Here is a 22,832-nt window from a genome sequence, read left to right as displayed (position 1 = left end):
AATGGCAATCTGTATAAAATTATCTGATTATTCAGTGGCGTGCCACTGCTGTACTCTTGTTCACTTGTTTTTATAATGTTAGGATTGCTTATGATTTTTAGATTGCTTATGTAGAATTGTGCTTTGCGAAGATTTCCGCAAAGCAACATTGTTATTTCGTTTAGTCTTTATTGTTATATAATAATAGCCTTGCGCTAAATGGCCATGCTATGCCTGGACATGTCTGTATTACATTTATTTTTTCAAATCAAAATCGCTTATGAAGAAAGGATTGTTTCTCTGGTTATTTGCGGCTATTACCGCGCTGCAGGCGCTTGGCCAAACCAGGGTCATCACAGGTAAGGTGACAGACTCCAAAGATGGATCTCCGCTGCCTGGGGTTACAGTGAAAATTGTTGGTACTTCCAACGGCACCATGACCGCCTCCAATGGAGAGTTTAAGCTCAGCGTTGGCGAGAAGGCGACTGCCATTGAATTTTCTTTTGTAGGTTATACCGCCCAACAGGAAAGTATTACCGGTAAATCTACCGTAAACGCCCAACTGGCGGCCGATCTGAAAGGATTGAGCGAAGTAGTGGTGGTGGGTTACGGTACTATTGAGCGTAAAAACCTCACGGCTTCTGTATCCAGCATCAAAGGAGCCACACTGAAAAATGTGGCTGCATCCAGTATCGATCGTCAGTTATCCGGACAGGTAGCAGGTGTACAGGCTACTGTGTCCAGCGGTATACTGGGCCAGCCCGCACGTATCCGTATCCGCGGTACCAACAGTATCAGCAGTGGCACCGATCCGCTGTATGTAATTGACGGGGTACCTTACATCACCGGCAACCAGAGCACTATTACTTCCAATAACCCGCTGGGTGATATCAATCCAAATGATATCGAAAGCATGGAAGTGCTGAAAGATGGCGCCGCCACCGCAATCTACGGTTCCAGGGCTGCTAACGGCGTTATCCTGGTAACTACCAAGAGAGGTAAAAGCGGTAGACCACGCCTCACATACGATATGTGGATGGCTGCAGCTAAGCCTTCCAAATTATTTGATCTGCTGAATGCAGATGAATTTGTAACCATCGCTAATGAGAAAAAGCTGAACGCTAAGCCAACAGCTACACCGGACGCTTTCCCTACACCAAATCCTGATGGGGGTTTTTATAATACCGATTGGCAGAAAATAGTGACCAGAACAGGGTTCCAACAGAATCATGCGTTGTCATTAAGCGGCGCCAATGATCAAACCAACTACTACGTTTCCCTCGGATATACCGATATGAAAGGTATTCTTGTTGGTAACGATCAGCGGAAATACCAGGTACGCCTGAAAGTGGAACAGAAAGCTTTTAATGTAGTAACTGTAGGCGTAAATGCCGGTGTTTCGCACATTACCAACAATGGTCTGAACGTTAGCCAGAACGGACTTTCCAGCAATCTTTCCAATGCTATCCGTGCATTACCTAACGTACCTGCCCAATGGAATGATGGTACCTATAATCTCAGCAACACCAATACACTCGGTAGCGGCGCTAATAAAGCCACTATCGCTGATAACTATACCAACATCAAATATGTGTTGGATCATAACATCTACCGTAACAAGAACCTGAATTTTACCGGTAATACTTTTGCCAGTGTAAAAATTCTGAAAGATTTTGACCTGAGAACGCAGATCGGTATAAACTATATGAATGGGGAAGATTACCAGTACTGGAACCCGATTCATGGCGATGGCCGTGGTACCAATGGTATTATCTATCAGCAGTCTGTTCCAAGCTTCCGTTATAACTGGGTAAACACTTTAAGCTATAACAAAACTATCGGCGCACATAATGTAGGCGCGGTGATCGGAACAGAAAATCAGAAAACCAGAGAAAGAAGTTTCTATGCGCAGGGTACTAACCTGATCAGCCCTTTCTTTGGTACTGATAACCTGATCGACAACAGCACCGGTACTCAAACGGTGGGTGGTACGCTGGTGGAACGCGCATTCCAGTCGTACTTTATCAGAGCTAACTACAGCTACAAAGACCGCTACCTGGTATCTGCCACTCTCCGCAGAGATGCTATTTCTTCCCTGCCTATCGGCAAACAGGATGTAACACTGCCGGGCGTTTCCGTTGGCTGGAGAGCTTCACAGGAAAATTTCTTCCAGGAAGGCGGTATCGCCGACCTGATCAGCAACCTGAAGATCCGCGGCGGTTATGCTAAAGTAGGTAACGTGGATATCGGTGCATATCCTTATGCCGGTACTTACAAACCAGCACTGTATGGATCCTTACTGGGTATTGCTTTCAACCAGGTATACAACCCGGACCTGACTTTTGAAACCAGCAAAAAAATGAATATCGGGCTGGATCTGGGATTATTCCACGACAGGATCACCGTAACGGCTGATTATTTCAGGAATGATATTGACAACATGATCCTGGCGTCTCCGCTGCCTCCGTCATTAGGTGTGCCAAGCGCTACCAAGCCGAATGTATTTTATTCCAACGTGGGTAAAATGTATAACAAAGGTTATGAGCTGACAGTGAACAGTACTAATATTCAGCGTGGTGATTTCTCCTGGACTACTTCCTTCAACATCTCTTTTGTAAAAAATAAAATTACTGCACTGGTAGATAATGCAGATATCGTTTATCCATACAACATTACCCGCGTAGGTGAATCTATGGGTGCTTTTTATGGTTACGAATCAATGGGTGTGAATCCTGCAAACGGTAACCCATTGTGGAAAAAAGCAGATGGTTCCATTATACAGGGTGATGCATCAAAAGGTGTTTACTATGCCTACAATGCTTCAAAGCCTGAAGATGTATCTACTTCAGCAAAAGCATTATCATCTTCCGACAAAAAAATCCTCGGTAACGCTACTCCAACCTATTATGGTGGTTTGAACAATACCGTTAATTACAAAGGATTCGACTTTAACCTGTTCCTCTCTTTCTCCGGTGGTAACAAGGTTTACAGCGTAACCCGCCAGGAAGGTTTGAACAACCAGAAGTTCCTGAACAACGGTAAAGAAATTTTAAACAGGTGGACTACTCCGGGCCAGGTAACAGACGTACCTAAACTGTACCTGGGTGCAGATAATTTTATCCTGCAGAGTGGTAACGTTAACAGCCGTTTCCTGGAAGATGGCAGTTTTATCCGTGCGCAGAACATTGGCCTGGGTTATACCCTGCCTAAAGCTATGCTGGAAAGAATTAAGCTGAGCAGCATCCGCGTTTATGCACAGGTGCAGAACGCATTCATTATCACAAAGTATTCCGGTCTTGATCCTGAATTAAACACTTATGTGGATTCAAGAGCTAACACGCAACCAGGTTTGGATTACAACACCAACCCGGTTCCCCGCAGCTATACTTTTGGTATTAACGTAGGATTATAAAAAATAATGAACATGAGAAATACAATGGCATATAAATATAACAGAAGCATGAAAGCAGTAGCAGCAGGATTACTGGTGTTATCACTGGGTGCTGTGTCCTGTTCAAAATACACGGAATTATCACCAAAGAACGCCTTGCCACAGGACGCCGTATTTTCGGATTCGTCTACTATCGAACTCGCTGCAAATGGTATGTATAATACAGCTGCGCTGGGAAGTTATAATGATGATTATACTTTAGGCCGTGGCTATCCTTTCGGTGCCGCTGCCATAGAGCAGGATGAAATGCGCGGAGAAGATATGGTGAACCTGGCTACGTTTTATGATATCACTTACAAAGGTAGTTACAGTCCTACTTCTGCCAATAATGTGCAGATGTGGGTGAACCTGTATGCACTGATCAACCAGGCCAATACGCTCATTGATGGTGTGCGGAAAGCCGCTGCCAGCAACGTGATTTCGCAGGCTAAAGCGCTGCAGCTGGAAGGTGAAGCCCGTTTTCTGCGTGCGCTGGCGCATCATGAAGCGGTGATTCATTACAGCCGTCCGTATGCAGATGGTGCGGGTGCACAGGTTGGGATTCCTTACAGAGATATGCCTGTCAGCACACCGGCTGAAATACAGGAAGCCCTGAAAGTGGGCCGTGGTACGGTAAAAGAAGACTACACCAAAATACTGGCGGATCTGGATTTTGCAGAAGCGAACCTGCTTCCTACTACAGCCAATCCTATCAGCAGGGCAACCAAAGGAGCAGCTATTGCTTTGAAAACAAGGATTAAGCTCCATATGGCCGATTGGCAGGGTGTTATCACAGAAGCAGCGAAGCTGGGTGCAGATCAAAGCGCGCCATTTGTGAGCCCGGTGAAAGGTTATAAACTCACCGACAGCCCTGATGGACCATTCACAAAAGCAGATAATAATACAGAATCTATTTTCTCTATCGCTAACAGTGCAATCACCAACGGAGGCTCCAACGGTGCGCTGGCAGCAATGTTTGGTCCTTCTGACCAGAAAGGCCGTGGTCTGGTAGCCACCAGCCCGAATCTGTACAATGCCTCTTTCTGGGCAGGCGATGACATGCGCCGTGTTTTATTGCAGGTAAAACAGGCTACCGTATCAGGTGGTAAGCCGGTTCAGAATTTCTACTTCAATTATAAATACCGTGATTATCTGAATAAGTCCGACTGGGCGCCGATGATCCGTTATGCAGAAGTATTGCTGAATGCAGCTGAAGCTTATGCACGCGCAGGTAATATCGTACAGTCGTTCAAGTTATACAATGCTGTTCGCAACCGTTCTTTACCTGAAGGCAGTCCGAACCGCATCACCACTGCTCCGCTCGACATGATCCAGGCAGTACTGGATGAGCGTCGCGTAGAATTTGCAGGTGAAGGCCGCCGCTGGCCGGATATTACCCGTCTTGCACTGGATGCAAAGTATGGAACAGGTGGTATCCCTGCAAAGGTGATCGTTGATGATCTGAAAGATGATGGCAGCAATTACAACACCGTTACCAGACCGGTAACACCGTCCAGTTACGGTAGCATTAAGTATGCTGATTACCGGTTTATCTGGCCGCTGCCGGCAACTGAGATCTCTGCAAATCCTGCTTTGAAGAATGCACAGAATCCACAATACTAAACCTTGCCTTAACCTATAATAACAAAAAACTCACCGGTGTAATGCCGGTGAGTTTTTTTATGTAGATGATTATATTATTTCAGCACTTCCTGCAGCTTCGCTTCCAGCGCAGGTCCTCTCAGGTTGGAGGCAATTACTTTTCCCTGCGGATCCAGCAGGAAATTGGTTGGAATAGCATTAAGACCATACAAAGGTACTACGGAAGAATCCCAGAATTTGAGATCGCTTACATGGCTCCATACCAGTCCATCTGCTTTAATAGCTTCCTGCCATTTATCTTTTGTTTTATCCAGTGATACACCGAGAATGGTAAAGTTTTTTCCTTTGTATTGCTGATAAGCTTTCACCACGTTCGGGTTTTCCTGGCGGCATGGACCGCACCAGCTGGCCCAGAAATCCACCAGTACAAATTTACCGCGGAAAGAACTGAGACTGATCATTTTGCCGGATGGATCGGGAAGGGTGAAGTCGGGAGCTACCTGGCCTACTTTTATAGCAGATGGTTCTTCTCCACCGGCTGCATCGCCGCCGGAGCCCTGATTCTTCTCCAGTTCCAGGATCTTATCTGTCATGCTTTTTACCAAAGTGTTTTTTGGAAAACGGGTAGCAAGATTGGTGATCACCTGTTTGTGTGCAACAATCTCTTCTCCGTTCCTCACCTGGCTGATCGCAAATACTGCGGTGGCCGGATTTTTTGTTTTATCTGCCATCAGGAAAAAGCCGTTTTCAAACTCTTTTTCTTTTTTCTGAAAGGCAGCTACTTTGGGTTGGAATGCACTATCGGGCAGCACAGCGTGGAGACTATCCAGGCTACGCATTTCTTCTGTGAGTGCAATAGACTGTTTGCTGATATCGCTCATAAACTGTTGGAGTTCGGCAGTTGGTTCGGAACCGCTGATCTTTACATCTTCCAGTTTATCTATATCTCCATCTATTTTCATATCGCCGGCATCGAGTGCAAGTAATATAAATTTGCCATTTTCAAAGCGTACGCGGTACAGTCCCTGTTCGGGCACCATTCCTTTCAGCGTGAATTTGCCACTGGCATCTTTTACATTGGTAGAATCCACCACTTTCACATTGTCCAGTGTCAGTTCTTCCAGTAATACAGAACCCAATGGTAAATTGCTCAGGTGTCCTTCTATTTTAAATTCACCTTTTTCCGTTTGCCCGGCGCATCCTGCGAGGAAAGCGGCGGCGGAAATCCATAATAAGTATTTTTTCATGCTACTATTTTTTGAACATTCATCTGACGGATACCACTCAATATAGGATAAATATTTCCAATGCTGTTTTAGCCTTTCAGCTTCTCTGCCAGCAATTCATTGGTGAGCCGCGGATCAGCCTTGCCTTTGGATAATTTCATTACCTCTCCTACGAACAGCGACATCAGCCCTTTTTTGCCACTTTTAAAGGCCGCTACTTTATCCGGATATTTTGCCAGCACTTCATCAATAATGGGAGAAATGTTGTCGGCGTTGTTATCCTGTAATAAATTCAGGCGGGTAGCGATGTCCATCGGATGATCCGCGGGTGTTTGGATCATTTCCGGCAATATGCGGGAAGAGGCGATGGAGAAGCTGACTTTTCCTGCATCTGTAAGCGTAATTAACGCGGCCAATGCCTGTGGCGTTACCGGGAAATGACTGATTTCTGCGGAGTGTTCATTCAGCCAGGATTTAACAGGGCCCAGCATCCAGTTGGCAGCGGCTTTATATTGCGAGGTAACGGCAATTAAACTTTCGTAATAGTCGGCCGTGGATTTATCATCGCAGATAACACGCGCATCGTATTCCGGCAGGCCAAAATCGGTGGTGTATTTACGGATGAGTTCTTCCGGCAGTGCGGGCAGTGTGGCCCGTACGCTGTTAATGAATTCATCTGTTAGCTTAAATGGCGCCAGGTCTGGTTCCGGGAAGTAGCGGTAATCATTAGCTTCTTCTTTGGAACGCAGGGAAAACGAGCTGCCGTTGGATGCATCAAAGCTGCGTGTTTCCTGTACCAGGGTGCCACCGGCTTCTATGAGATCTATTTGTCTTTTTACTTCGTTATCGATGGCCCGTTTTACGTTGCGGATAGAGTTCATATTTTTCACCTCTACCTTCGTACCCAGGGTGGTGCTGCCTTTCAGGCGAACTGAAATGTTGGCATCGCAGCGCATGCTGCCTTCTTCCATATTACCATCACATACGCCCAGGTAACGTACCAGGCGGCGCATTTCGGTAAGGTAGGCGTATGCTTCCTCGCTGTTATGCATGTCTGGTTCGGTTACTATTTCCACGAGGGGAACGCCCGCGCGGTTTAAATCCACGTAGCTGTTGTCGGGGTCCTGGTCGTGCAGGAGTTTACCCGCATCTTCTTCCAGGTGGATGCGGTTCAGCTGTACATTGCGGGTGCCGGCATCTGTAATAATGGTAATATAACCGCCTTTACAGATGGGTGCCGTATGTTGGGATACCTGGTATCCTTTTGGAAGATCCGGGTAGAAATAATTCTTACGGGCAAAATAATTGTCCTTTTCAATTTCACAATGACAGGCAAGACCCAGTTTGATGGCATATTCGGCCGCTTTGCGGTTCATGCGGGGCAAGGTGCCCGGGTGGCCCATTGTAATGGGACTGATATGCGTATTTGGAGCGCCGCCAAAAGCTGCGCTGTCGCTGCAAAATAATTTACTTTCGGTAAGCAGCTGGGCGTGCACTTCCAGCCCGATCACTGTTTCATATTTGCTGTATATATCGCTCATTTTCCGTACTGATTCCCACAAATATATTCAAATAATACCGTGATTTCAGGCTATTTGGTGCCAATAAATCCCTAAATTGAGATACACATCAAAATTTCTTCCCTATGATCAGCAAGGCCCAGGCAAGTCAGCTTTATCAGGCGCAACAGGTTTATTTCGACTCCGGCGCCACACTTTCTTATTCCTTCCGCAAAACGCAGTTAAAGCGTTTGAAGAACGGGATTAAGAAGTTCGAAGATAAAATCACCGCTGCCCTGCATGCTGATCTGCACAAGCATCCGCTGGAATCTTATGGCAGTGAGATAGGATTTTTGTATGAAGAAATCAGCTATATCCTGCAAGGGCTGAAGCAATGGATGGAGCCCGAGCTGGTTACCTCTCCTTTTGTGACCTATCCCAGCAGCAGCCGGGTATATAAGCAGCCGTTGGGGCTTACCCTCATTGTTGGCCCCTGGAACTACCCGTTTATGTTGCTGATCAGCCCTTTACTGGGGGCCATTGCCGGTGGTAACTGTGCCATTATTAAGCCGTCGGAGCTGGCGCCGCATACTGCGGCGGTAACCGCTGCGCTGATAAAAGATACTTTTGATCCGGCCTATATTACGGTAGTAGAGGGGGATGGAACAGAGGTGATTCCTACCCTGATGAGCTTCCGGTTCGATCATGTGTTTTTCACGGGGAGTATCCCGGTGGGCAAGAAGATCCTGGAAATGGCGGTGCCGCACCTCACGCCGGTTACGCTGGAACTGGGCGGTAAATCGCCTTGTGTGGTAGATGAAAAAGTGAATGTAACGGTGGCGGCTAAACGAATAGTGTGGGGTAAGTTCTGGAATGCCGGTCAAACCTGTGTGGCGCCGGATTACCTGCTGGTACACCATAAAGTGAAGGATGAACTGGTAGCTGCGCTGAAAGCGGCGATAACAGAATTTTTCGGGGAAGATCCCTCCCGCAGTGATGATTATGCCCGTATTATCAATGCCAGGCGATTTGATACGGTGGCCGGCTACCTGGGCGAAGGCCACATACTGCACGGCGGGGAAACAAACCGGGATCAGCTTTATATAGCCCCTACCCTGCTGGAAGATGTGGAATGGACGGACCCGGTGATGCAGGACGAAATATTTGGTCCCGTGTTGCCTATACTTACCTACGCCAGCCTGCCGCAGGCCATAGAGGCCATTAAGCAGTTGCCTTACCCGCTGGCGTTGTATGTTTTTACAAAGAGTAAGAAAACGGAGAAGGCACTGATAGAGCAGGTGCGTTTTGGCGGAGGTTGCGTGAATAATGCGCTGGTTCATCTCACCAATCCTGAATTACCCTTTGGTGGCGCAGGGTACAGCGGGATGGGAAAGTATCACGGCAAATACAGCTTTGATACTTTTACCCATCAGAAAGGGATGCTGAAAACGGCTACTTGGCTGGATGTTCCAATGAAGTATCCGCCGTTTAAAAATAAATTGAAGATGATGAAGATGGTGATGAAATAGGCTTATATATCCGCCTTATTCAGTTTCACGGGCAATTTAATTATCAGCGTTTTATCGGATCCATTCCGGCGGATTTTTGCCGGTGCGTCGCCTTTCACTTTGGCCTGTGTTTCACGGTATGCTTTAGATAGCTCTGCTGCATTTTTAACCGGTATCCCGGCAAGTTCCAATACTATATCATCTTTCTGGAAACCTGCTGCTGCGGCTGCAGAAGAAGGAGCCACCTCAATTACCTGTGCGCCTTCATTATTTTCGGTATCCTGTACGCGGAGGCCCAGTTTTTCGTTGTTATCCCAGTTGTCGCCAAATCCCTGGAAACCACGCGGCATAGGGGAAGAGAAGGATCTTGGTCCGTTCTTTGGCAGTGCGGATAAAGGTGGATGCATGGTCCAGCCATTATCCATTTCTTTTCGTTCATCGAGGGTAACCGCTACCTTGTTTGTTTTGGTATTACGTATGTACGTTACCGTTACTTTGTCTGCCGGTTTATGTTTGCCGATCTCTTCAAATAATTCTGCCGGTTCATTGATCTTTTTATCATCTACAGAAGTTATGATATCGCCGGTTTTTATGCCTGCTTTATCAGCTGGAGTACCTTTTGCTACTGATTTTACCGTAACGCCGCTGGCAGCCACTTTTTCAGTGATCACACCGAGGATGGCTTTGTTCATCACCGGCATTTCTATATCGTTGTCTTCATCGTTGTCGTTAAACAAATCAAAGCTGCCTCCCTGTAAACTGTTGCTGTCAAACGTGAGGGCGTTGCCATCGCGCGGCGTGATCTTCCTGCGGAAAACGGTAAGGTCGGAGTTACTGTACTGGTCCAGTTTCTGGCCATTGATCAGCACATCGCCGTTTTTGATTTCCACGGTCACTTTACCGTCTTTGTCGCTTTTATGTTTGATTACAATTTCATCAAACTCTCCCAGCTGATTTTTGGAAGTGTCTTTCGTTTGCGCAGATACCGCGCTCATGGTGAAGCAGGAAAAACCCGCTATAGTGAGGATTTGCAGTAACCTGGTCATGGTGCTTAGGTGTTTTGTTGATTAAATTTAAACTAATGCGGCAAAATTAAAGGGCGTGCCAGGAAAGAAAAAGTTAAAATGTATGGTTTGGGGGCAAAAGAAATACGCTTTACAGCATATTTTTTTATTATTTGATGGAGGAGCCGCTCTTGCCTTGCGGATGTATCTCCAATGCCCCGGACCTGCGTATGTCATGGATCATCCATGCACTATCTATACTGTTAGCATGCACTCCTCATGCACTATTAATGCACTGTTAATGCACTCCCTATGCACTATGTCTACATATATGAATGGAATAAATTATATGAACGGGGTAAAAAAGAGAGGGCTGACCTAAAAGCCCAATAGACTTTTTGGCCAGCCCTCATCTTTTTATCCTGTGAGCATTATTTTATGCTGTGAGTAGTTTCTTTACCGCAGCAATTACCTGATCCAGTTTGTCTGTTTCCTGTCCGCCTGCTGTGGCAAAGGTTTTCTGGCCACCGCCACCACCTTTGATCAGCGGAGCAATGTATTCTTTGATGATCTTTGGAGCTTCCCATCCTTTGGACGCCACCAGTTTCTCATCTATACTGAGCGCCACGCTGGCTTTGCCGCCAACATTGGCAACAAACAGCAGTACATGATCCGGGATCTCGTTTTTCAGCTGGAAAGAAAGTTGTTTCAGTCCTTCCGCGTTGCCTACATTCACTACCTGGCCCAGGAAGTTAACGCCGTTGATATTTTCTGCCTGGTGGCGTATTACTGCTGCCAGCGCCCGTACCTTTTCCAGTTCCAGTGTTTCCAGTTGTTTTTCCAGGGAAGATTTATCCTGGATCAGTGTTTCTATGGATTTTACCAGTTCTTTCGGATTTTTCAGGGCGGCTTTAATTTCTTTCAGTTGCTGCAGTTGCTCGTTAACGAAGGCTTCTGCCTTGGAGCCGGTTACGGCTTCCACGCGGCGTACGCCGGCGGCCACTGCTCCTTCTGAAACAAATTTAAACTGGCCCAATTCGCCGGTTGAGCTGATATGTGTACCACCGCAAAGTTCCACACTATAGGCGGGGTCTATGATCACTACGCGTACAGTATCGCCGTATTTCTCACCAAAAAGAGCCATTGCGCCCAGTTTCAGGGCTTCTTCCTTTGGAAGCTCACGGATCACTACCGGGATATTTTCGCGGATCTTTTCGTTCACAATGGCTTCTATCTGCGCCAGTTCCTCGTCGGTTACTTTGGCGAAGTGCGAGAAGTCGAAACGCAGGGCATCTGCATTTACCAATGAACCTTTCTGTGCCACATGTGTGCCCAATACCTGGCGCAGTGCTGCGTGCAGTAAGTGCGTGGCCGAGTGATGGCGCTCTGTATTATGGCGCTTATCTTTGGCTACGGCGGCTTTTACAGGCGCATCGGGCTGTGCAGGCAGTTTATCTGCAAAATGTATAGTGAGATTGTTTTCTTTTTTGGTGTCGGTAATATGAATTACTTCATCGCCAAAGTGCAGGGTACCGGTATCACCTACCTGTCCGCCGCTTTCAGCGTAGAAAGGCGTTTGGCCCAGTACCAGCTGGAACTGCTCTTTACCTTTTGCTTTCACGGTGCGGTACTTCAGCAGTTTGGTAGTGCTTTCCAGTTGTTCGTAGCCTACGAAAACGGAGTTGGGTGTTTCGTCGAGTATTACCCAATCGCCCATATCCAGTTCTGTAGCGGCGCGGGAGCGGTCTTTCTGCTCCTTCATGGCAGCATCAAAGCCTTTTTCATCTACAGAAAAACCATTTTCTGCGGCTATCAGGCTGGTGAGGTCATAAGGAAAACCGTAGGTATCATACAGTTCAAAAGCTGTTTTTCCATCAACTGCTTTGGTGGCAGCGTGCTGGATAAAATCTTCGATCCGGCGGATACCACTTTCCAGTGTATGCAGGAAGTTGTTTTCTTCTTCGAACACTACTTTCTTCACAAAATCCACCTGCTGTTGCAGTTCAGGGAATACATGCGAAAACTGTGCAGCCAGTACGGGTACCAGTTCGTGCAACAAAGGCTTTTTCACATCGAGGAAAGAGAAATAGTAACGAACTGCCCTGCGGAGAATACGACGGATCACGTAACCGGCGCCGGTATTGGATGGCAGCTGTCCGTCGGCAATGGTAAAGGAAATTGCGCGGATGTGATCAGCAATTACACGGAAGGCTACATCTTTTTTATCATCAGTACCGGCGTATTCCTTACCGGTAAGTCCTTCTGTGGTGTGGATGGTACCCATGAACAGGTCCGTATCATAGTTGGAGGTTTTATCCTGCAACACTCTTACGAGGCGTTCCAGTCCCATACCTGTATCTACGTGTTGGGCAGGCAGTGGTTCCAGGGATTTATCTTTCAGGCGGTTGAACTGCATGAATACGTTGTTCCATATTTCAATCACCTGTGGGTGGTCGGCATTCACCAGGGTTTTACCGTCAACCAGATTTTTTTCTGCTGCAGGTCTGCAGTCTACATGGATTTCTGAGCAGGGGCCGCATGGACCGGTATCACCCATCTCCCAGAAATTATCTTTTTTATTACCCAGCAGGATACGGTCTTCTGCGATATGTTCTTTCCAGAAGTCGTATGCTTCCTGGTCTTTTGGCAGGTTTTCTTTTTCATCTCCCTGGAAAACAGTCACGTAGAGCTTGTCTTTAGGGATTTTATATACTTCTGTGAGCAGTTCCCAGCTCCAGGCAATGGCTTCTTTTTTAAAATAGTCGCCAAAGCTCCAGTTACCGAGCATTTCAAACATGGTATGGTGGTAAGTATCAATGCCTACTTCTTCCAGGTCGTTGTGCTTGCCGCTTACCCGCAGGCACTTTTGCGTATCAACCACCCTTTTGTTGGGAGGCACCCTGTTGCCCAGGAAGTAATCCTTGAACTGGTTCATACCCGCGTTGGTGAACATCAGGGTGGGGTCGTTTTTAATAACGATAGGGGCAGATGGGACAATCTGGTGCCCTTTTGACGCAAAAAAGTCCAGGAATTGCTGTCTTATTTCGGATGCTGTCATAAATATTGATACGAATTAATATGTATTTTATATCTTATAAGCCATAACCGGTTAGGGGCTTGTAGTTGTATTTCAAGCCCTTATGAAGTAGTTAGAAAATTGACAATCAAAAGGTTGATGTTTTAATCTAATTACAGTAGGTTTGTGCGCCTTATTTTCCCGCCGTGTTAAAGGGAGTGCAAAAATATCGAAACCTGTATGATTATGCAAAACAGGTTGTGTTACCCGGCAAAAATAGTTAAGTGGGAAAAGAAATGCCAACGATACCCATCCATAAGTTTGTACCTCGTGAAATAAATCGGCTGTCATAGCGTTCACTGCACTATGGCGCATAAAGTACACCCTGGTGCATGAAGAAGGTTAAATATTTTTATAATACCCAAACATTAAAATACGAGAAGCTCGTGGTTTCCCTGCGGGTAAAAATCCTGAGAATACTGGGGTTTGTGTCTGCGGCTATCGTAACCGGGGCTATTTTTCTTTCTGTGGCATATCGGCTGGTTGACTCTCCAAAAGAGAAATCGCTTCGCCGCGACCTTGAAGGCATGAAAGAAAAATATGATGCGTTGCAGGGCCGGATGCGGGAAGTAAAGGGAAAACTGGCCGAGCTGGAAGACCGTGACAATGAAATTTACCGGGTGATATTTGAAGCCTCTCCTATCCCGGACAGTACCCGGATGGGTAAAGTTAAGCGGGATGAAGAAGCCGCCCAGCTGCAATCCTTTGCCAGCAGTGAGATTATCGCCTCTACCTCCGTACTCCTGAAAGAACTCAATAACCGTGTAAAAGCGCAGGAAGAATCTTACAACGAAATTGATAAGATGGTGAAGAACAAACAGCAGATGCTGGCCTCCATTCCTGCCATCCAGCCGGTTTCCAATAAAGATCTTAAACATATTGCCTCCGGTTTTGGTTACCGGATCGATCCTATTTATAAAACCATGAAATACCACGCGGGGCTCGACTTTGCAGCGCCCAGCGGCACGCCTATCTATGCCACCGGCGACGGTGTTATCGAAGAGGCCAGCCTGAGTGATGTGGGTTACGGCAACCACGTGATTGTACGACATGGATATGGCTATAAAACCCTTTACGGCCACATGCTCCGCATGAAGGTAAAAGCCGGACAGGCAGTGAAACGCGGCGATGTATTGGGTTGGGTAGGCAGCACTGGTAAATCTACCGGACCGCACTGCCATTACGAAGTCATTAAAAACGGGGATAAGGTAGACCCGGTGTATTTCTTCTTTAATGATCTTACCCCGGAACAGTTTGACCGGATGCTCAAAATGGCCAGGTCGGGAAACCAGTCGTTTGACTAAAGTTATTAGCTTTTAGTTAGTTGCGGGCTTTCCGTAAGTTGTCTAAACCCAAAAAATGAGGTCTGAATGTTACAAGCTACAAGCTAAAAGCTTAACTTCATCTTTGTAAAAGATATTTGTCACCTCGTTTTTTACTACGATGCACCAGCTAGACCTTTTTTCGACATCTGGAGTACCGCATCCCACAGAAGCTGCGGTAACAAGACCAGTTAAAGTAAAAGCAAAGGCCAGCAGCAAGAAAGCTGCCGTAGCAACCACCATACCTGGGAAAAAACGGGGGCGTAAATCATTGAAAGAGTTATCGGAGGACCCGGATCTGATTATGGAATTGGATAAATTGGTATTGGATAAACAGTATTATTCGATCAGTGAGGTTGCAGCCATGTTTAAGGTGAATACGTCGCTGATACGTTATTGGGAAAATGAGTTTGATATACTGCAACCTAAAAAGAACCGGAAGGGCGACCGCCTTTTCCGGCAGGAAGATATTCACCACCTTAAATTAATCTACCATTTACTGCGGGAACGAAAATATACGATAGAAGGCGCCAAGCAAAAACTGAAAGAAGATCATAAGCTGGCCGCCCGTAATTTTGAAATGGTACAGGCTTTGCTAAAGGTACGTGGTTTCTTAACGGAACTGAAAGATCAATTATAAAAACAACATTATGCGATTGAAAACATTACTACTGGGTGGTGGCCTGTTATTCTCATCCCTGGCATGGGCACAGAACGAAACAGTACTGAAGGGCAAGATAGATATGAAAACACTGATGAATGACACCTCCGCGACGTGGTTCTACAAAGGTGTAAACAGCTACCAGCCTAACGACAATATGCTGAACTATATTAAAACCAACCGCGCCAACTTCAACATGGTAGTGGTAATGGGTACCTGGGACAATACCAGCCGCGAAGTAGTACCAGCGTTATATAAAGTAATGATCACCGGCGGCAGCCCTGACGAACAGATTGTAATGTTTGCTGCAGATAAAAAACTGCAAACAGATGCGCCGGTAGATTATAAAGTAAAGAAATTACCTACTATCATCGTATTTAAAGATGGTAAAGAAGAAGGCCGTATCGTAGGTGCGCCGAAAGAATCAATAGAGGCTGATATTTCCCGCATTCTGCTGAGCAGCACGAAGAAGGAAAAGGAATAATCGCCTTCGGCGATGGAAATTGTCTTGGAGCAGGATTACGCCGATTAACTGTGATTACGCTGATTTGATCAGGTTTGATTTTAAATATTTAGGGGAGATAGAATCGAATATTTTCGTTTCTATCTCCCCTAATCTTTTAAAAAATCCCAAAAGTAAAATCAATGAAATCACGGTTAATCGGCGTAATCCTGCTCCAAGACAATTTCCATCGCCGAAGGCGATCTTTTACTCCGCCCGCAGGTCGCTCAGCGTAACGGTTGTAGAGGTCGTAGGCAGCTTGAGTTCACGCGCCTCCATCAGTTTGATTACACCAAGGTTCACCGTTTCCCTTAATGCGTTATACTGGGCGCCATCAATAATATACGTGTTAAAGATGATCTGGATCACGTAAGTATCTTTTGTAAAATCATTCAGGTTTACCGTAGGGTTTTCCAGTACGTTAGAATTGTTGTTCAGCATTTGCCGTACATCCTGTAAAAATAACAGCAGCGTGTCTGCCGGCGTATCCGTTCCCAGTTCCAGCTTTAAAGCCACGCGTTGCTGGGTACGCAGGGAAAGATTATCCAGGATACTGTCCACCATTTTTTTGTTGGGAACCGTAACGAAAGTCTTTTCCAGTGTACGGATACGCGTACTGCGTAAACCAATTTTTTCCACAGTCCCCTGCCAGGAGTCCACCTTAACGTTGTCGCCTACACGGAATGGTTTGTCAAAGAAGATAATAAAGGAGCCGATCAGGTTTTCTATACTTTCCTTCGCTGCCAATGCAAGGGCGGCCGCACCTATTCCCAAACCGGCGATGATCTTTTCTACCAGCCCCGGTCCGAAAAGGATGCGGATGAAGGCAATAGCCCCCATGATAAATATAATGGCCTTGAAAAAATCGCGGAAGAAAATAATGAACTGGTTATCGGTTTTATCTTCTGTGAGATCGGCTTTCTTTTCCAGTACCAGGGCGATGAAATCGATCAGCCGCAGCATGATCCAGATAATGCTCATACTCAGCGCCAGGCTCAGTAAGGTATTGGTAACATCATGCAGCGTTGCCTTGTTATAAATATGTACATTAAGAACCTGCGGAAAGGTAAATCGGTCGATGGTGAGCATGAAGGTGACCAACAGGAAAAAATATTCCAGGGGCCGCAGTAACAGGCTGATAAAGTCTTTTTCTTCAATTTGCGGCGACCAGTGTCTTACCAGCCGGAACAGGATGGTGGCGAGTCCTTTTGAAATATACCGTTTGATAATAAATACAAACAATAAAACGCCGATCAATATCAGGTAATCCTGTACGGGGTTGTCTAAAATTACTTTGTTTAAAAACTCGTTCATAAGTTACAGCTAAATAATTCTACTGCTTTCCTGGTTAATCAATATTACACCTGGCTTACTGCCGGTGTTAAAACTGCCATAGGTGTCCTGTATGCCCAGGGCCTTTGCGCCGTTAAAAGTAGCCCATTGCAGTATTTCTTCCAACGGAATCTCCGGAAAAAACTGACGGATGGTTTTTATTTCCTCCCAGATAGACAGGTGATGATTAGAAGCGAGGCTGTCGGTACCCAGTGTGATGTTGCATTGCTGCTGCCGGAATTGTTGAATATCCGGTAAGCGGTTTTCGATGTACAGGTTCGCCTGCGGGCAAAGGCACCACCAGGTTTCCACGGGTTGCTGCTGTGCAAAACGGATATCGGCTTCGGAGGTAAAAGTGTTATGTACCAGCAGGATTTTATTCCGGGAGAAATAAGGCAGATAAGCTTCCAGGCTGTTGGTACCGGTAGGTTGGAAGCCACTGATATCCATGCCGAAGTGCTGGTAAAAAGAAAGGAACTCCCCTGTTTTTTGCTGGTACAATTCATTTTCAGCCGGTGTTTCCTGGTTGTGGATAGATACCGGTGCGTTGTGCGGTGTACCGGCCAGTAGCCCGAACAGGGCGTTGCTAACCGAATAGGGAGCGTGCGGCACAATGGAACAGCTGTGATGGGAGCCATTGATTTCCCGGAACGATGCCAGTACGTCCATACTATACTGGTAGCGGCTATTGGCGCCTGCGGGCGCTACGCCCATACATTCCACAAAGGTGTGGTAATACATCCTGCCTTGCTGTTTCTTTACGAGCGTGGCGGTGCTGTTGCAGATATCGCCTACCGCGGAGATGCCGCTTTCCCACATTTCCTGTTCGGCCTTGTCTATAACAGCGTCATAGTCGCCGGTAGCCTGGTTCCTGGATTGCATCACCTGGGTAAGGAATGCCGGCAGGCCGGTTTTTTCCGGAATTACCCCTTTCATGTGGGATAATTCCAGGTGGCAATGGGTATTTACAAATCCCGGGCATAGTATTCCATCCAGTTCCCTGACATCGCCGCCGGCATCAGATTCGGCTACAATGCCCGTCACTACGCCATCTTCAGCAAGTATCAATACTTTTCCGGGCCCCAGCAGATGCGTACCGTTAAATATATCTTTTCCCTTTAATTTGATCTGTTTCAATTACCTGCTGTTTAATTAAGTTAATGGTGTTAATTTTGCAACCCGATTGGCAGTATCATTTCCGGTTGGAAAGGGTACTCAAAAGTCAAATATAATTATGATAGACAAACTGGAAGCTATAAAAGGTCGTTTCGAGCAGGTATCGATGGCGCTTACCAACCCGGCGGTTGTTAGTGATAACAAGAAGTTTGGTCAGCTGAGCAAGGAATACCGGCAGTTGGAAAAGATCGTGAAGGCATATGATGCCTACCGTAAATTGCTGGATAATATTGCATTTAACAAAGAAGTGCTGGACAGTGGCGACGATGAAATGCGTGAACTGGCCAAAGCTGAAACGGAAGAATTGCAGGAGCAGAAAACAGCCCTGGAAGCAGAGATCCGCAACCTGCTGATACCAAAAGATCCACAGGATGAAAAGAATGCCATCCTTGAAATACGTGCCGGTACCGGCGGCGATGAGGCGAGTCTTTTTGCGGGAGACCTGTTCCGTATGTATCTCCGTTTTTGTGAGCTCAAGGGCTGGACCACCAGTTTGCTGAGTGAAAATGCGGGATCTGCGGGTGGTTATAAGGAAATAGTGATGGAAGTAAACGGTGATGATGTATATGGTACCCTGAAATTTGAATCGGGTGTACACCGGGTACAGCGTGTACCGGCTACAGAGGCTTCCGGACGTGTACATACTTCGGCGGCTACCGTAGCGGTGTTGCCGGAAGCGGAAGAAGTGGATGTGGATGTAAGAGAAGCTGATATTAAAATGGATACCTTCCGTTCCTCTGGTGCGGGTGGTCAGCACGTAAATAAAACTGAATCGGCCGTGAGATTAACGCATATCCCTACCGGTGTGGTAGTGGAGTGCCAGGAGGGGCGCAGTCAGCACTCTAACCGTGAAATTGCAATGAAGATGCTACGTACCCGCATATACGAAGCAGCGGTGCGCAAGCATGAAGATGCCATTGCCTCCCAGCGTAAAAGCCTTGTATCTACCGGCGACCGGTCCGCTAAAATACGTACCTACAACTATCCGCAGGGGCGTGTAACGGACCACCGTATTGGTATGACCGTATATAATATGGACGCCTTTATGAATGGAGATATTAAAGATATGATAGATGCGCTCCAGTTTGCAGAAAACGCGGAGAAGCTGAAACAGGGCAGTTAATAATTACCGGTTTTAAATTTGTGGAAAGTGACGGCTATCCCCGTGCTGTTATCTTTCCACAAATTTTCTGCAGGTTAATTCGTAATCACACAAAATATCCTACATTTAGTCAGCGGTCACAAGCCGTAGCACTAAAGGAAAACCTTTTCTTCCCCCTAAATTATCATCAAATGTTAGAGCAATTAATGGACCTTGTCCGCGAAAATGCCCAGGGTACTGTGGTAAACAACCCTGCTATTCCTAACGAACAGAATGAAGCCGTAATAGGCGCTGCCACTTCTTCTATCGCAACAGGTTTGCAGCAGGAACTGGCCAGTGGTAACACGGAAGGTGTGTTGTCTTTGCTGGGTGGCGCCGGTAGTGATACCTCTGCCGCTAATCCTGTGGTAGGAAATATCTCCAACAACTTTATCGGAACACTCCTGGAGAAATTCAACCTGGATAAAGGTACGGCCACACAGCTGGCGGCTACCCTGATCCCAACGGTATTAGGCTCCCTGGCAAATAAAACAAAAGATCCTAACAATAGCAGTTTCAGCCTGGATGGTATCCTGAACTCACTTACCGGTGGCTCCGCACAGGGACTTAACCTGAACGGTATACTGGGTAGCCTTTCCGGCGGCCTCGATAAAAACGGCGACGGACAGGTTAACCTGGATGATTTAAAGAGCCTGTTATCAAACGGAGCCCAGCAGCAGCAACAGCAACAACAGGCTGGCGATGCCGGCGGTATCGGCGGGTTATTAAAAAATCTGCTTGGCTAATCTTTTTCGCCACTTCGATTGTTGTATAGTCGTACGCGTTACCTTTGTATGCGCAATTATTGTTATGTGATTTATGCCTGCAGTTTTTTTATTGCCTGTTTATTTCTACTGATCAATATGTTGTGTACGCTAAATCAAGTTGGCAAACTATTTGCGTACAAGTTTTTCAATTAGTTTTGTCAACGGAATTAATGCTAAAAAACCTTCATGTCTAAATTTATTATGATGAAAAAAATCAATGTTCTGGTAGCTTTGGTCTTGTCTGCAACCATGTTGTTCAGTTGTAAAACCTGGCAGAGCATGGACAATACTAAAAAAGGTGCTGCAATTGGTGTTGGTGGCGGAGCTGCCGCTGGCGCTGTAATTGGTAAAGTAGCCGGTAATACTGCATTAGGAGCTATTATTGGTGCTGCATTAGGTGGTGCCGGTGGTGCTTTGATCGGTAAAAAAATGGATAAACAGGCACAGGAAATAAAAACAGAAGTACCAAATGCGACTGTAGAACGTGTGGGTGAAGGTATCAACGTAACATTTGATGCAGGTGTGTTATTTGGTTTTGATAAGTCTAACCTGTCTGCTGTAGCACAGGACAATATCAAGCAACTGGCTGTTATCCTGAACAAGTATCCTGACACTTATGTACGTGTGGAAGGTCATACCGACGACAAGGGTACAGATGAGTACAACATGGGTTTATCTGAAAGAAGAACCAAGAGTGTAATGGCTTATCTGGAAGCACAGGGTATTGCCAAGAGCCGTATCCAGGGATTCTGGTATGGTGAATCACAGCCTAAAGTGCCAAATGATTCAGACGCTAACCGCGCTACCAATCGTCGTTGTGAGTTCTCTATCTTCGCAAATGATAAGATGAAAAATGACGCGAAGAAAGAAGCTGGTCAACAGTAATAAAAATATTAAGAACACTTATTTCTCATAAGCAGATATACATTCCCCCCTGGTTACAGGGGGGATTTTTTTATTTATCCAGGTTGTTGAAGAACAGGGATCTGACAACTTTAAATACCCATACGCCGGCGATAGCGCCCAGGGTGTCGGCCACCACATCATACATGTCAAAGCTGCGGCCAATGGCCCAGTATTCCTGGATAAACTCTATTGCAAGACCATAACCGGCTGCACATACCACCAGCAATGCGAGGGTGCCCGCAGAGATGTGTTTTTTTTGCCGGTAGATACCGAGGCTCAGAAATAAAACGATGCCTCCAAACAGGCCGAAGTGAACAAACTTATCAAAATGGATTCTGTCAAAAAATGAGTTGGAGGGAATATCTTTCCCGGGCAGGGTACACAAAACAAGGATCAGGATGATCCATAGAATAGCTGGCATGTAATATCTCAGGAGTTTCATGATCCTTTTTTTAATTAACGGGTTACTGTACTGCTAGTAAAAAGGACAACAGGCTGACCGTTCAATAACGTAGCCTGTTGTCCTTTCTTATATAAAAGATTATTTTGGTCGGAATTATTCACCTACCAGCGCCTGGTAAGCAGCAGCATCCAGCAGACCTTCTACATCAGCGGGGTTGTTAACGGTTACTTTCACCATCCAGCCTTCACCATAAGGATCCTGGTTTACCAGCTCCGGAGAGCCATCCAATGCGGGATTCACTTCACTAACGGTACCTGCAACCGGCATAAACAGATCTGATACTGTTTTTACTGCTTCTACTGTACCAAATACTTCTTCGGCGTTTACTGGCTTGTTCAATGAATTGATATCAACGAAAACTATATCGCCTAATTCGCGTTGTGCAAATTCAGTTATACCGATGGTAGCTACGTTACCTTCTAATAAAATCCATTCGTGATCCTTTGTGTAACGCAGATTTGACGGAAAATTCATATCAAGTTTGATTTTGAGCCGTAAAAATACAGAAACTATTATGATTTTGACGGGAAGCTATCCTAAATTTTGACTTTCCCCGGACATGGTATTTTTTTTATTTAGAAGATCAACCATTTCTTCATGACACGGATCTTCATGGGCATGTCCTGCAGTGGTCTGTCGTGACTGTCGGTTTTAAGTGCGGCGATTTTATCGATCACGTCCATGCCTTTAATCACCTGGCCAAACACGGTATAGTTCTGATCGAGGTGCGGGCTGCCGCCTGCTGTTTTGTATACCTGCCGCTGATCCGTTGGTATTTTGCGGCCTTTAAGTCTTGTTTGCTCCAGTTTATCCAGTTGCTCATCGGTAAACACTTTCCCCTGCACAATGTAAAACTGGCAGCCGGAAGAGGCTTTGTCGGGCCGGTCTTCCCGGGCCGCTCCCAGTGCGCCTTTGCGATGGAATAAGTCCAGCTGGAACTCCGGTGGGATGGTATAACCCACATCGCCGTTGCCCAGCGTATCGCCGGGATGGGCGTGTTTGGAATCCGGATCGCCGCCCTGGATCATAAAGTTCAGGATAACGCGGTGAAACAACGTGCTGTCGTAAAAGTGTTGCCTGGCCAGCTTTATGAAATTATCCCGGTGTTTCGGGGTTTGATCATATAACCGGATGATCATGGTGCCATAAGGGGTCGTAACTTTTACTTTCCGGTCTTTGGCAATGCCCGGGCCAACAATCAGCAAAAAGAGGGTACAAAGGAGTAGCAGTTTCTTCAT

Annotated in this window: 18 protein-coding genes; 9 read left to right on the top strand and 9 right to left on the bottom strand. The window is 46.3% G+C overall.

From position 1 onward, the window contains the following. Positions 1-259: 259 nt before the first annotated feature. Together B5Z18_RS13630 and B5Z18_RS13625 are read left to right on the top strand one after the other, a co-directional pair. Positions 260-3,391, top strand: a complete 3,132-nt coding sequence (locus tag B5Z18_RS13630) for a SusC/RagA family TonB-linked outer membrane protein (protein ID WP_079469877.1) — start codon at positions 260-262, stop codon at positions 3,389-3,391. Between the two features lie 12 nt (positions 3,392-3,403). Further along, positions 3,404-5,032 carry a RagB/SusD family nutrient uptake outer membrane protein gene (locus tag B5Z18_RS13625; RefSeq protein WP_200817235.1) on the top strand — a complete coding sequence of 543 codons (1,629 nt, stop codon included), beginning with the start codon at positions 3,404-3,406 and terminating at the stop codon, positions 5,030-5,032. A gap of 74 nt (positions 5,033-5,106) precedes the next feature. Here the strand turns inward: B5Z18_RS13625 and B5Z18_RS13620 are convergent, their stop codons facing one another. After that, positions 5,107-6,258, bottom strand: a complete 1,152-nt coding sequence (locus B5Z18_RS13620) for a TlpA disulfide reductase family protein (RefSeq protein WP_079469876.1) — start codon at positions 6,256-6,258, stop codon at positions 5,107-5,109. Between the two features lie 68 nt (positions 6,259-6,326). Beyond that, positions 6,327-7,778 carry an Asp-tRNA(Asn)/Glu-tRNA(Gln) amidotransferase subunit GatB gene (gatB, locus tag B5Z18_RS13615; RefSeq protein WP_079469875.1) on the bottom strand — a complete coding sequence of 484 codons (1,452 nt, stop codon included), beginning with the start codon at positions 7,776-7,778 and terminating at the stop codon, positions 6,327-6,329. 104 nt (positions 7,779-7,882) lie between these two features. Between gatB and B5Z18_RS13610 the strand changes: the two genes are divergently transcribed. Then, on the top strand, positions 7,883-9,265 hold the full coding sequence (locus B5Z18_RS13610; protein WP_079469874.1) for an aldehyde dehydrogenase: 1,383 nt from the start codon (positions 7,883-7,885) through the stop codon (positions 9,263-9,265). Between the two features lie 2 nt (positions 9,266-9,267). On the opposite strand, the gene B5Z18_RS13605 is transcribed toward B5Z18_RS13610, so the two are convergent. Next, on the bottom strand, positions 9,268-10,290 hold the full coding sequence (locus B5Z18_RS13605; RefSeq protein WP_079469873.1) for a PDZ domain-containing protein: 1,023 nt from the start codon (positions 10,288-10,290) through the stop codon (positions 9,268-9,270). Positions 10,291-10,684: 394 nt separating this feature from the next. Next, positions 10,685-13,306: an alanine--tRNA ligase gene (gene alaS / locus B5Z18_RS13595; RefSeq protein ID WP_079469871.1), complete on the bottom strand. Its 2,622-nt coding sequence runs from the start codon at positions 13,304-13,306 to the stop codon at positions 10,685-10,687. A 350-nt stretch (positions 13,307-13,656) separates the two neighbouring features. On the opposite strand from alaS, the gene B5Z18_RS13590 reads away from it, so the two are divergent. The 3 genes from B5Z18_RS13590 to B5Z18_RS13580 all read left to right on the top strand — a co-directional run bounded on the left by B5Z18_RS13590 (position 13,657) and on the right by B5Z18_RS13580 (position 15,791). Beyond that, on the top strand, positions 13,657-14,628 hold the full coding sequence (locus B5Z18_RS13590) for a M23 family metallopeptidase (RefSeq protein WP_079469870.1): 972 nt from the start codon (positions 13,657-13,659) through the stop codon (positions 14,626-14,628). Between the two features lie 139 nt (positions 14,629-14,767). Next, positions 14,768-15,286 carry a MerR family transcriptional regulator gene (locus B5Z18_RS32800; RefSeq protein ID WP_235015921.1) on the top strand — a complete coding sequence of 173 codons (519 nt, stop codon included), beginning with the start codon at positions 14,768-14,770 and terminating at the stop codon, positions 15,284-15,286. 10 nt (positions 15,287-15,296) lie between these two features. Continuing rightward, positions 15,297-15,791 (top strand): thioredoxin domain-containing protein, encoded by a 495-nt coding sequence (locus B5Z18_RS13580; RefSeq protein WP_079469869.1) that lies wholly within the window; start codon positions 15,297-15,299, stop codon positions 15,789-15,791. A 225-nt stretch (positions 15,792-16,016) separates the two neighbouring features. Here B5Z18_RS13580 and B5Z18_RS13575 read toward each other — a convergent pair whose 3' ends face one another. Continuing rightward, positions 16,017-17,123: a mechanosensitive ion channel family protein gene (locus tag B5Z18_RS13575; RefSeq protein ID WP_079469868.1), complete on the bottom strand. Its 1,107-nt coding sequence runs from the start codon at positions 17,121-17,123 to the stop codon at positions 16,017-16,019. A 9-nt stretch (positions 17,124-17,132) separates the two neighbouring features. Continuing rightward, positions 17,133-18,278, bottom strand: coding sequence for an amidohydrolase family protein (locus tag B5Z18_RS13570; RefSeq protein WP_079469867.1), 1,146 nt, complete (start codon positions 18,276-18,278; stop codon positions 17,133-17,135). Between the two features lie 97 nt (positions 18,279-18,375). Here B5Z18_RS13570 and prfA point away from each other — a divergent pair, with 97 nt between their 5' ends. The 3 genes from prfA to B5Z18_RS13555 all read left to right on the top strand — a co-directional run bounded on the left by prfA (position 18,376) and on the right by B5Z18_RS13555 (position 21,110). Beyond that, positions 18,376-19,440: a peptide chain release factor 1 gene (gene prfA / locus B5Z18_RS13565; protein ID WP_079469866.1), complete on the top strand. Its 1,065-nt coding sequence runs from the start codon at positions 18,376-18,378 to the stop codon at positions 19,438-19,440. Positions 19,441-19,610: 170 nt separating this feature from the next. Further along, positions 19,611-20,204, top strand: coding sequence for a hypothetical protein (locus B5Z18_RS13560; protein ID WP_079469865.1), 594 nt, complete (start codon positions 19,611-19,613; stop codon positions 20,202-20,204). A gap of 300 nt (positions 20,205-20,504) precedes the next feature. After that, positions 20,505-21,110 (top strand): YiaD family glycine zipper/OmpA-like lipoprotein, encoded by a 606-nt coding sequence (locus tag B5Z18_RS13555; RefSeq protein WP_227024429.1) that lies wholly within the window; start codon positions 20,505-20,507, stop codon positions 21,108-21,110. Positions 21,111-21,180: 70 nt separating this feature from the next. Here the strand turns inward: B5Z18_RS13555 and B5Z18_RS13550 are convergent, their stop codons facing one another. The 3 genes from B5Z18_RS13550 to B5Z18_RS13540 form a co-directional block, all read right to left on the bottom strand. Beyond that, positions 21,181-21,573 carry a VanZ family protein gene (locus B5Z18_RS13550; protein WP_079469864.1) on the bottom strand — a complete coding sequence of 131 codons (393 nt, stop codon included), beginning with the start codon at positions 21,571-21,573 and terminating at the stop codon, positions 21,181-21,183. Positions 21,574-21,687: 114 nt separating this feature from the next. After that, complete coding sequence (gene gcvH, locus B5Z18_RS13545; protein ID WP_079469863.1) at positions 21,688-22,068, bottom strand: glycine cleavage system protein GcvH; 381 nt, start codon at positions 22,066-22,068, stop codon at positions 21,688-21,690. Positions 22,069-22,169: 101 nt separating this feature from the next. Beyond that, on the bottom strand, positions 22,170-22,832 hold the full coding sequence (locus B5Z18_RS13540; protein ID WP_079469862.1) for a peptidylprolyl isomerase: 663 nt from the start codon (positions 22,830-22,832) through the stop codon (positions 22,170-22,172).

The sequence above is a fragment of the Chitinophaga ginsengisegetis genome (assembly GCF_900168065.1).
Lineage (GTDB): Bacteria > Bacteroidota > Bacteroidia > Chitinophagales > Chitinophagaceae > Chitinophaga > Chitinophaga ginsengisegetis.
The sequence above is the reverse complement of the archived record's forward strand: the minus strand, read 5'-3'. Positions and strand labels throughout refer to the sequence as shown.